A 10924-nucleotide genomic window follows, 5' to 3' on the forward strand; every position below is an offset into this window, starting at 1 on the left:
GCCCCGTGCGTCAGCACCAAGGAGCCGATCAGAAGGAGCGCCACGCCCGCGCTCGCGCGCCCGGGCGTCCGCAGTGCCCGGACCGCACCCTGCGAGAGGTATCCGCGAAGGCGTCCGTCCGGACGGATCAGGGCCGAGGCGAAACCGGACGGCGCGGGCCGGTACAGATCCAGCGCGTGATGGAGTGTCCCGGTCCAGGCGTATGTCTGGGCCTGGGAGGCACGGGCCGACTCGCGGGCCAGCCGGGCGAGGTCGACGCCGCGGATCGCCCGGAGGGCCGCCCGCCCCAGGACCGCCGCGGTGGCCGCCAGCACTCCGGTGAGGAGCCACAGCCCCGTTCCGCTGTCCGGAGCCACTCGGCTCACCCCGGCGACCATCCCGGCCGCGCCGCCGAACGCGGAAGCCAGCAGGAGGTTGTCGCGCAGCGGCCGCACCTGGCCCCAGAGCCACGCGAACGCCGCGAGGGCGCTGAGCCCCACCCCGGACGCGATGCCCTGCACCGCGGAATCGAGGTGATCGAAGAGGTCGGTCGCGAGGTACGCCGCCGCGCAGGCCGACAGCAGTCCGGCCGTACCGACGTACGTCAGTCTGCGCCGGGCGATCGTGCCGAGGTAGCGCGTCGGGGAGATGTCCGTGGACATGAACACGTGCAACAGGAACGGCTGGACCACCACCGGCCCCCAGAACCGCCCGGCGATCTGGGCCGCCCAGCACACCGCCACCGCGAGCGCGCAGACCCAGGGCGCCGCCTGTGTGAGAGACCCCACGGAGACGGATGCGGGCGAGGTGCTCCGGGCGTGGACCACCGGCACCAGGTAGAACGCCGCGAACAGGGCGACGAGGTAGAGGGTGTACGCGTGCCCGCGCACCGTGCCGCGGTCACCGCGGCGGGCGTGACGCTGCCGTACGGCACGGACGCGGTCCGCGGCGTCGGACTCGGGTGCCGCGAGAGTGTCCACCGTCATCCCAGCTCCACGCGGCCGTCACGCACCTCTACCAGGGAGGGCTCATGGGTGGCGACCAGGAAGGCCGTGCCCTCCTCCGCCCGCTCCGTGAGCAGGGTCGCCAGTAGTTCGACGCGGTCGCTGTCGAGGTGCCGCTCGGGCTCGTCGAGCAGTACCACGTCAGCGGGGCGCACCAACGTCAGTGCGAGGCTGAAGAGTTGAAGCTGGCCCGAAGAGACCTGATGGGGAAACCGCTTGCCCAGCGGGGACAGTCCCAGTCTCTCGATGACCTCTTCGGCGGCTTCGGCGGTCGTCTCACTGTTGCCGTACCAGGAGGCGGCGACCAGGGTCACCTGCTCGCGCAGAGTCATGTCACGGGCGAACGGGATCGCGTCGACCAGGGAAGCCACGAGGCGTCGGTGCTGCGGCTTGGCCATGTCGGCGGGTTCGCCCCGCACCGAACACGAACCGGCCGTGAGACTCCGGCTGCCCAGGAAGGCCCGCAGGAGCGTCGTCTTCCCCGACCCGTTGCCGCCGGTGAGGCACCAGACCTCGCCCGGCATCACCGCGAACGAGGTGGGCTCCAGCAGGGTGACGTCACCCATGGTGACCGTGGCGCCCTCGGCGGCGAGGATGGGAACAGCGGTCACTTCGCCTCCAGAACCACAAGCATCTCTCGTGAACGTGCAGTGTATGCGTCGCCCGCGTACGAACCGTCGACGGCCGTCACCTCCAAGCCGGCGATCCGCGCCAGGAGCCGGATCTCCGGCAGTGACGCCCAGGTGGCCATCTCGTGGAACGACGTGAGGGTCGAAGCACCCTGGACCATGAAGATGCTCATGATGGCCTGGGTCGCACGGTCGGCGTTCTGAGTGATCGTCACCATCCGTTCGCGGCCCAGCGGGTAGGTGACGGTGGTGGCGGCCCCGTCCGCTCGCAGGTACTCGACGGGGTCGGTGCAGTCGAGGAAGACGGCACCTCCCGGCTTGAGGTGCCGCCCGATGGCACGGAGGAGCTCGATCTTCTCGTCGTGGCTCTGCGCCAGGAAGAACGTGTTCTTGGACATGGTGACGACGTCGAAAGCGGAATCGAGCTGAAGGCCCCGGAAATCCGCTTCGACCGTGTCGACCTTGCGCTCACCACGCCTGCTCTCCAGCAGGTCCAGCGAGGGGCGTGAGGCGTCGACGGCCACGACCTGCGCACCGGCGTCGGCGAGCGCGAAGGACGAGACGCCGGTGCCCGCGCCCAGGTCCAGAACGGTCCGACCGGCCAGCGGGCGGTGCGACGACACCCATGCCGCGAGTCCGGCTCCCGGGGAGAGCATCGACGAGATCAGGTCGTAGGCGTCGATGGCCGCCGCGTCGTAAACGGTCGGTTCACTCATGGAAAGAGCCTTTCTTCACCATCTCATTGGCTACGGCGATGGCGCCGGGCAGATTGAATCCCACCTCGGCCGCCGCGCGATTGCTGGCGCGCACACCGGTCACCCGTGGTGCGAATTCGACATTCGGACGGAGCCGCAGGGTCTTGAGGTTGCTCTCCACGATCTCGTTGGATCCGGGGAGCGTATCGGCGATGACGATGGGGCGGTCCGTCACCTGCAGCATCATCAGAGCGGGCGAATCCGCCCGCCCCTGGGCCAGGCGCATCAGGGTGTCCAGGGTCGCGGGGAACACGATGAAGCACTCGGCGGCGCCACTCTGCCCGGAATTGACCTCGGGCGGCAGGCTCGGATCGTCCCATGAATCCATCCACACCTGGCCATTGGCCAGATGCCGCAATGCCCGGACCGTCACGAACTGCGTGGCGGACCGGGATACGGAGACATTCACGACCACGTCGGGATTCATCTGTCGCAGCCAGTGAATCCACCAGGGCACCAGGGCGGCACTGATGGATCCCGTCACATGAAGGTGCAACTCGGCACCCTCGAACTGCTCGACGTTCATCCAGCGGTTTCCTTGTTCTCGGACGCGGAGTCGAGCGGGATCCACTCGGATGTGAGAATCGGTTTCATGCGGCTTTCCGGCGGTGCGCTGGGGAAGACGTTCATGAGGAGGAACTGCAGAGCCTGCGCATCGTCCGCCGCCGATGCCCGGCCGGCCGAGAACACCAACTGGTACGGCACGCTCTGCGTGACCCACGAGAAGCCCGCCTGGTTCGCGCTCATCACGGAGAGCTGCTGCATGGCGTCGAACAGGGCTTTGGGGCCTCGGCTCGCGGGATTCCAGATGACCTGCGTCCACCCGTGCGGCACCTTCGGGGTCACGTCGCGCCAGGGGCTCGGCTGAGCGTCGCCCGCCTTGGCGTCCCGCACCAGCAGGTGGACGTTCTGCACACCCGGGTTCGGGGCGAAGAATCGCCACCCCGGGATGGGCCAGCCGCCGGTGAACTGGCGAAGATCCTGGTTGTAGGAGTCGGGGGTGTTCTGCAGAACGGTCGAGACCATGTGCGCCGCGACAGCCCCGACGGCGAGCACGCCCGCCGCACCACGAATCCGGTTACTCAGCATGTATGAACCTTCGGATGGCGCCTTCGACCTTCTCGGCGTGATTTCGGTACCCGATGATCGACCGGTGTGCCGATCCGGGGACGACCTCGATGCCGGCCCCGATCTTCTTGGCGAACGTCTGCTGCTGCTCGGCGTTCTCGCCCGACGAGACCACCAGGACCGCCGGGACCGCATCCAGGCTGTCCAGGGCGCCCTCGGTGCTCACCTTCGCGTACTCGCTGATCGAGTTGACGATGTTCCGCGGCGTGAACGCGAACTGCACGTGGCTGTACTGGGTGTCGGGCGTGTAGCCCGCCTGGCGCTCCACCCCGTTCGGCGCCCACACGTAGATGCCGGTCACGGCGGCGAAGAGCGAGTGCACCTGGATCTGGATGAAGTTGCCGAACCTCCGCCGATCGGACCGGTCCGCGTCGAGCAGCTCCGGGTCGGTGCCGTCGACGACGACGAGCTTGCCGATCCGGTGGGCGAAACGGGGGTCCTGGACGTAGGAGGCGGCACTCAGGGAGCCGATCGAGTGGGTCACCACCACGATCTCGCCCTTGGCCCCGACCTCTTCGAGGATGGCGTCGAGGATGTCGCCGCTGGAGGCGCGGGACTTCGTGAGGCCGTATCCGGCCCGGTGGTAGCGGACGACCGTGTGGTCCTGGGCCAGGCTCTCCGCCACCCACTCCCACGATTCGAGGGACTGGCCCAGCCCGCACTCCATCACGACGACGGGCTTGTTCTGGTCCGGCCCTTCCGGTGGATGGTTCACGACGTACTCGATGGCGCCGATCTCGCCGTCGAGCCGCGTGACGCCCTTGGGGCCGAGCCGACGCTGTTTGGCGATCTTCCGCTTCTCACGGGCTATCAGCGCGCTGGCGAGGGCCACGCCGCCGGCTGTCCCCAACACGGCCTTCTCGAACGTTCGTGGCCGGCCCCGGGTGTCCAGCACATGGCCGACCGCTCCGTGGGATCCGAAGAAGCCCCAGACGAACCGCGGCAGCTCCATGGTGGCCGCGACACCGATGTGGAACGCCTTGACCGCGGAGAGCGCGTAGGACGCCTGCCTGCGCGGCAACAGGTAGATCAGCGGGAACGACCCCTCCCACACGATCGTCCCGACGGTCATCGCTCTGCAGAACCTCGGATAGCGTCGCAGGATCTGCGCGGCCGGCCCGCGGCCGTAGGCCTCGGTCTCCAAGACCTCGGGGAGCGCGTAACCCTGGACCCAACTGCTGCCGAAAGCCTTGGAGATCCCCGAGACCGCGTAGCTGAGTGCCGTCTGGAAGTTCACCGCGCGCAGGAAGAGGTCGTCGGACACCTTCTGGTCGGGTATCAGCGCCGTGAGCGCGCGGTACTGCGTGATGACCGCCGTCATCTGGTCGGCGCCGTCCCGGCCGTACGGAGTGCGGACCTCGCTCAGCCGGTTGCACGCGCCGATGACCGCTGAGGCCGCGATCTGGACCTTGCGGTTGCCGCGACCCAACGCCAGCCCGGTCGCCGCCGCGAGCGTCACCCCGGCGAGTACCTTGGGCGTACGTGGGTGGTCGAGCGCGCGGCCGAGTCGGTGCCGCAGACTTCCAGGAGGACAGTCCTGAGCCGATACGCCTCGGAGATATCCGTCGTCGTCGAAGACGTGCTTGAGGCTCAGGGTCTCCGCGGAAGCGAGAATCTGCCCGATCGCGATCGGCAAGAAGACGCGATCGGCAGCCCTTTGGGCAGCGGTCGTGCTCGCAGCGCGCCGCGTCCCCCGTCGAAATCTCACGAAGCTCTTCAACTTTCCGTTGCGAACTCGAACGTCCCTACGAGCACATTGGACGCGCGTGCCGGAGGAGCGGCCACAGGGCCGGCTCCTCCGACACGCGCATCACACCGCCATCAGCAAACGAGGCAGATGGTGCTTCCCTGGATGACGAACTGGGCCACGGCCGGGGTGGCCATCGCAGGGGTCTCGGGGTCCGAGTGGAAACCCGGAACCGCGCCGACAAGAGCACTGTTGGCGAAGTCCTGGGTCGCCATCGACTCCGGAAGTGCTGTGGCCTTCTCCTGCGTTGCCATCGAATCGATTCGCATTTCGCTGTCCTTCCTCGGAACCTATGCTGAGCGAACAGGACGTGGCGATCCCATCTTGCCCATCCCCCGTCGCCAGCTCTGAATTGAACGCGCTATGCACGACATCGGCCACCTGATCTGCGTAATCCCGCAAAGCTGGTGATCAACATCGCTGACCCAGCGTAAACAGGCGGTCGAGCACCGTCAACACCCCATCTGTCACACCAGTATCAGGGTGACAAGCCTCAAGTCCTCTTCAATAGAGACAAGTTGCCACCGGAGTTTTTCGCTGGGCGCGGTCGCTGAACGACGCACCGACGAACTGCCCTCCGCCGTAACCGGAACGGGAAGCGGAACCGTAAGCGGAACCGGAACCGGAACCTGAGCCGGGTGTCCCGCCCGCGCCGGCACCGCCAAGGGAGAGGTCCCCTTCTTGTCCGAGTTTTGTGTGGGATTGGACCGGAGCCCTGCACGATGGGCAGGAATCCGGCGGCCGGAGCGCCGCGGGCGCGACGCGAGCACCGGCTGGAAGCCGGGGCCGTACGCGACTGTGCGGGTGTCGACTTGGGGGAGTAATGCATTTCCGATTGCTGGGTCCGATGCAGCTCGTCGACCACGGCCGCACGGTAGGGCTGGGGGGCATGAAGCAGCGGGCCACGCTCGGCTTCCTGCTGCTCCGGGCGAACAAGGTCGTGGCCACCAGCCACCTGCTGAACGCGCTCTGGGGTGTGGACGGCACGCCCACCACGGCGCGCAAGATCCTGCAGAACGCGGTCCACGGGCTGCGCGGCGTCCTGTCCTCCACCGGGACCGCCCACGGTCCCGTGCCGGGGCAGGCGGCTGCGCTGCTCACCCAGCCGCCCGGCTACATGATGCGGGTGGACCCCGAACAGGTGGACCTGTATCTGTTCCACCAGTGGGCGGGCCAGGGGCGGGAGCAATTGGCCCGGGGCGCCGCGGACGCGGCGTCCGTGCTGCTGGGCGACGCGCTGGCGCTGTGGCGGGGGCCCGCACTGGCCGACCTGGTGGAGGCGGGCATCCGATGGCCGGAGCTGGCCGCGGTCCAGAGCGCCCGGCTGGACGTCATGGAGGACTATTTCGACGCGCAGCTCGCCTGCGGGCGGCACCAGGCGATCCTGCCCGAGCTGGAGGAGATGGTGCGCGCCGATCCGTTGAGGGAGCGGTGCTGCGGCCAGCTGGTGCTCGCCCTGTACCGGTGCGGACGGCAGGCGGACGCGCTCAACGCGTACAGCAGCGTACGAGCCGCGCTGGTCGAGAATCTGGGTCTGGAGCCCGGCCGCGGTCTGCAACGGCTCCAGCAGGCCATCCTCGTCCAGGACCCCACGCTGTCCCTGGCCGGGGCGGAGCCGCGCGCCGGCTTTGACCATCGCCGGATGGGCGTCGTCCCCGTACGCGGCCGAACCGTGCCCGCGCTCACCGGCGGTCCGGGCCACGGGTTCGACGGCTTCCCGGACAGCACCGCCCAGCCGGTCGGGGAACAGGTCGAGCGGACCGGGGGAACGGCGACCGCGACCGAGGACTCGGAGGTCGGTCTGTACGAACTCGACTTCCTGCGCGGACTCGTGAAGCGGACCCGGCACCGGAGCGTCCCTCACCTGGTGACGGTCCTCGGGCAGGGTGGCACCGGGAAGAGCCGGCTGCTGCGCGACTTCGGGAGCTGGGCCGGTGCGCGTCCCGGCGAGCAACGCGTTCTCGCCGGGCGGGTCTCCCCGGCCGGCTCCGGCACCCCGCTGGACGCCCCGGCGCAGACCCTCGCCGCCTACTGCGGCATCGGCCCGGGGACGGACGGGGCGACGGCGCGCGCCGTGCTCGCCCGGACCGTCCGGAGACTGTTCCCCTCGGAGCTGACGTCGGAGCCGCTGCTGTCCCGGTTGTGCCGGCTGCTCGTCGCCGACAGCGTCGGCTCCCGCCCGGCCGAGGAGCCGCACCTCGCCCGGGTGCTGGGCGCCTGGGCCCGGTTCATCCAGGAGGCGGCCAAGCACGAGCCGCTGGTGCTGTGCGTCGACGACCTGCACCGCGCCGACGACCTCGTGCTGGACACCTTCGAGGAGATCGCCGAGGCCCCGACGCCGGGGGCGCTGTTCGTGGTCGCCGCGGCCGGGCCCGAACTGCTGGTGCGCCGCCCGAACTGGGCCGGCGGAAAGCGCCACGTCACCACCGTCACTCTGGACCGGCCGGGGCGTGTCATCCGTGAACAGCTCCTGGAACCCGACAGGTTGGGGCGGGCGGGCTCCGGCCGAGAACCGCGCTCGGCCGCGATCGCGCCGGCCGGCCAGGGTTTCTCCGGCGGTACCGAGGCGGCGACCGGCCCGGTGCCGCGCGGTGCGAGGGGCGCCGCGCACACGGAACATGCGGTGACCAGCCGGTGAGGAACCCGTGAGACGCCGGTGAGACGCCGCTTCTCAGGGCTGTCCCATAATCCCTGGCGGGCGCCCGCCGTCCGGTGCCGAGGAGAGAGGGGACACAGCGCTATGGCCCGAGAGTCCAACGCCCGCTACCGCCGCCAGATCGAGAACGGTGCGACGGACCTGTCGGTCTCTTTCGACCTGCCGACGAGGACGGGGTACGACTCGGACGCGGACCCGGCGCGGGGCCGGGTCGGCGGGGCGGGCGTGGCCATCGACTCCCTCGACGACATGCGCGTGCTCTTCGACGCGATCCCACTGGACCGGGTGTCGGCGACCCTGGAGGCCGACGCCCTCGCGGCGCCGTTGCTGCTGCTGTACCAACTGGTCGGTGAGGAGAGGGGGATCGAGCCCTGGCGGCTCACCGGCACCGTCCACAACGATGTCCTCACCGAGTACATCGTCGAAGGCGGCAGCGTCTTCCCGCCCGGGCCCGCACTGCGCCTGACCGCGGACATCCTCCGGTACGCGGAGGCCGAGCTCCCGCGGTGGAACACCCTTTCCGTCTCGGGTGGGCGTCTCGCCGACGCGGGGGCGTCACCGGCGCAGGAGATCGCCTTCACCCTGGCCAACGGCATCGAGTACGTCCGTACGGGGGTGGCCGCCGGCCTGGACGCCGACGGCCTCGTGGGCCGCCTGTCGTTCACCTACGCCGCGCCCGGCACGAGCCGGGCCGCGCACGCCATCTGGGCGAAGGTGTTGAGGAAGGAGTTCGGCGTACGGATTCCAGGGCCGGACGCGGATGCTGTGCCCGCTGCCGGCCCGGCCGGCGGGATCGTGGAGAACGCCCGGGAACTCATGTGCGGAATATCCGAGTTGGGCGGTGCGGCTAGCGCGGTGGAGCAGGGCTTCCAGCGGGGCGGGATCGCTCCGCACGAGCCCCCGCGTCTGCTGCCCCCGCCCGGGGCTCCCGCGCACCATGACGCCGCCCTCGCGGCCCGTCAGGCCGAACGCCTCGCCAAACTCCGCGCCTGGCGCTGCCACGAGCGGGTGGGTGCGGCCCTGACCAGGATGCGCGCGGCCGCCGAGGGCACGGCCAACGTCCTCCACCCGATGAAGGACGCACTCGCGGCCGGGGCCACCGTGGGCGAGGTCTGTGGCGTGCTGCGCGAGGTGTGGGTGCCCGGTTACCCAGGGATGAGAGTGCGGGAGATTCCCCGATCTATGTTCTCCGTATGAGTCTGAGGAAGGGTTTGGCATGAGGTCTGTGTCCGCTGAGAACACCGCCAACCGGATTCCGATGAAAGCGTCATCCCTGCGGGATTCCATGTCGCGCTTCGCCACCGGTGTCATCGTGTTGAGCGTGGGCGGCGAGAACATTCACGGAATGACCGCGAACGCTTTCACGTCCGTTTCCCTGGATCCGCCACAGGTGCTGTGCTGTGTGTCCCGCAGCGCCGTCATGCACGAGGCGCTCATGGCGGAGAAGCACTTCGCCATCTCGATTCTCGGATCAGGACAGGAGCAGTTGGCGCGTTACTTCGCCGACAAGAAGAGGCCGCTGGGACCCGAGCAGTACGACGACCTCGCGTGGGAACCGGGTCTCAGGACCCGGGCCCCGTTGCTGCACGGGGCGCTGGCATGGCTGGAGTGCGAGCTGTCGGAGTTCCACGACTCCGGGGACCACTCCATCTTCATCGGCAACGTGATCGAGGCGAGCAGCAGCGCCGCGGGACCGGCCCTGGTCTTCTTCAATGGAGGCTTCCAGCAGACCGGCACAGCCGGTACGTGACGGATGCGTGGGGGTGGACGCGCGATGCCGAACGACATCGGAAGTGACACGGACAGCGGCGACATCACTATGACGGCCCTCGGGCGAGACTTCGTGCAGGCGCTGAACGAGGGCCTGTCACGATCGGTGGCATCGCATCCTCCGGCACGCCTGGGCCACCTCCCCCGTACCGCTGAGCTGTCCGACCCCTACGCGGCCGCCGTGCTGGGGCGCTTCAGGGCGTCGCTGACAGCCGCGGTGGCTCCCGCGGAACAGCACGACGCGACCGTGCGGTCCGCGCTGGTGTGCCGCGCCGTGTACCTGTTGGCCGACGCGTTCGGTCTGCCCGCTTCGCCGAGACCGCCGGTGCTGCCACCGCTGCCCGCCCGGCAGGAGGCGCTGGTCGGCACCCTGCTCCTGGAGTGTGCCGCCACGGTGGGCCTGGCCGACGGGCCCTGCCCGGGCTCCCGCCGCACACCGGCCGAACTGGTCCGGATACTGGGCCGGTCGGTACGGGAACCTTCCGCGCGCGCCGAGTAGCCCCGCGCGCCGGCGGCCGAAGCGGCCCCTCGTCCCGATGTCCCGACGCGCCCACAGGCCCGCCGGGACAGCGGCACGAGAAAGCCGGTTCACCATCGGACGCCCCGTCGGAACCCCCTCGCGCGCGGTTTGTGCGTGCTTTGTGCGGGGCTGGACGGCGGCCCCCCACCATGGGTGGTGAACAAGAGACCGGACCGCGCACAGAGTCGTGCGCACACCACGATCCGGTGAGACCTGCGGCAGGCTGCCCCGGCGGGCACGGAAACCCGCCGACAGCCATTCGGTAAAGAGTCCGCACGCCGCTCTGGGGGGAGTATGGCGATGTTCAGCAGGGAAATTCCACCGCACTTCGAAAGATCTGTGCCGGTTTTCCGGACCGTAAACGGAAATCCTGACTTCAGTATGCGGAACTTTGAAGAAACTTCGTGGAAAGGGGGCGACGGCGATGTTCCGGGTCTTGGGGCATCTGGATGTGTCCGAGGAGGAGGGCGCGTCGGGCGTACGCGGACTGCGGCAGCGGGCTGTGCTCGGCTACATCCTGCTCCACCACGGCTCCCCGGTCACCGTGGCCAGGCTGGAGCAGGCACTGTGGCCCTCCGATGCTCCGCCCACCGGCAGGCAGGTGGTCTACAACGCGGTGCACGCCCTGCGCAGGGCGGGGTTGCCGCTGGAGAAGCGCGCCGGGGGGTATCAGCTCGGCGTCGCCCCTGACCGGCTCGACGTGGTGCGCTTCCAGCTGCTGCTGGCCCGGGGAAGG

At 69.5% G+C, this 10924-nt stretch carries 10 protein-coding genes and 2 pseudogenes; 5 read left to right on the forward strand and 7 right to left on the reverse strand.

Annotated elements, in window-relative coordinates; all coding sequences use genetic code 11:
• The 7 genes and pseudogenes from HET64_RS30700 to HET64_RS30730 all read right to left on the reverse strand — a co-directional run.
• Positions 1-965, reverse strand: a pseudogene (locus tag HET64_RS30700) (hypothetical protein); the annotation flags it as partial.
• Complete coding sequence (locus HET64_RS30705; protein WP_215110419.1) at positions 962-1594, reverse strand: ATP-binding cassette domain-containing protein; 633 nt, start codon at positions 1592-1594, stop codon at positions 962-964. The gene HET64_RS30705 and the pseudogene HET64_RS30700, both read right to left, overlap by 4 nt.
• Complete coding sequence (locus tag HET64_RS30710) at positions 1591-2328, reverse strand: bifunctional 2-polyprenyl-6-hydroxyphenol methylase/3-demethylubiquinol 3-O-methyltransferase UbiG (RefSeq protein ID WP_215110420.1); 738 nt, start codon at positions 2326-2328, stop codon at positions 1591-1593. Before HET64_RS30710 ends, HET64_RS30705 begins: the two co-directional genes overlap by 4 nt.
• Positions 2321-2893: a CypD family RiPP peptide-cysteine decarboxylase gene (locus HET64_RS30715; protein ID WP_215110421.1), complete on the reverse strand. Its 573-nt coding sequence runs from the start codon at positions 2891-2893 to the stop codon at positions 2321-2323. The genes HET64_RS30710 and HET64_RS30715 overlap by 8 nt, the downstream gene beginning before the upstream one ends.
• Entirely contained in the window at positions 2890-3456 is a 567-nt protein-coding gene (locus HET64_RS30720) for a hypothetical protein (protein ID WP_215110422.1), read from the reverse strand. Before HET64_RS30720 ends, HET64_RS30715 begins: the two co-directional genes overlap by 4 nt.
• Positions 3446-5131, reverse strand: coding sequence for an alpha/beta fold hydrolase (locus HET64_RS30725; RefSeq protein ID WP_251146112.1), 1686 nt, complete (start codon positions 5129-5131; stop codon positions 3446-3448). The genes HET64_RS30720 and HET64_RS30725 overlap by 11 nt, the downstream gene beginning before the upstream one ends.
• A gap of 185 nt (positions 5132-5316) precedes the next feature.
• Entirely contained in the window at positions 5317-5511 is a 195-nt protein-coding gene (locus HET64_RS30730) for a cypemycin family RiPP (RefSeq protein ID WP_215110424.1), read from the reverse strand.
• A gap of 554 nt (positions 5512-6065) precedes the next feature.
• Here HET64_RS30730 and HET64_RS30735 point away from each other — a divergent pair.
• The 5 genes and pseudogenes from HET64_RS30735 to HET64_RS30755 all read left to right on the forward strand — a co-directional run.
• The gene (locus HET64_RS30735) at positions 6066-7880 is read left to right on the forward strand and encodes a BTAD domain-containing putative transcriptional regulator (RefSeq protein ID WP_251146113.1); all 1815 of its coding nucleotides are present in this window, start codon (positions 6066-6068) and stop codon (positions 7878-7880) included.
• Positions 7881-7982: 102 nt separating this feature from the next.
• Complete coding sequence (locus HET64_RS30740; protein WP_215110425.1) at positions 7983-9095, forward strand: methylmalonyl-CoA mutase family protein; 1113 nt, start codon at positions 7983-7985, stop codon at positions 9093-9095.
• A gap of 88 nt (positions 9096-9183) precedes the next feature.
• Complete coding sequence (locus HET64_RS30745) at positions 9184-9648, forward strand: flavin reductase family protein (protein WP_285801919.1); 465 nt, start codon at positions 9184-9186, stop codon at positions 9646-9648.
• A 24-nt stretch (positions 9649-9672) separates the two neighbouring features.
• A complete protein-coding gene (locus HET64_RS30750; protein WP_251146115.1) occupies positions 9673-10167 on the forward strand; it encodes a hypothetical protein in 495 nt (164 codons plus the stop codon).
• Positions 10168-10612: 445 nt separating this feature from the next.
• Positions 10613-10924, forward strand: a pseudogene (locus HET64_RS30755) (SARP family transcriptional regulator); the annotation flags it as partial.

The sequence above is a fragment of the Streptomyces sp. McG3 genome (assembly GCF_018619185.1).
GTDB lineage: Bacteria > Actinomycetota > Actinomycetes > Streptomycetales > Streptomycetaceae > Streptomyces.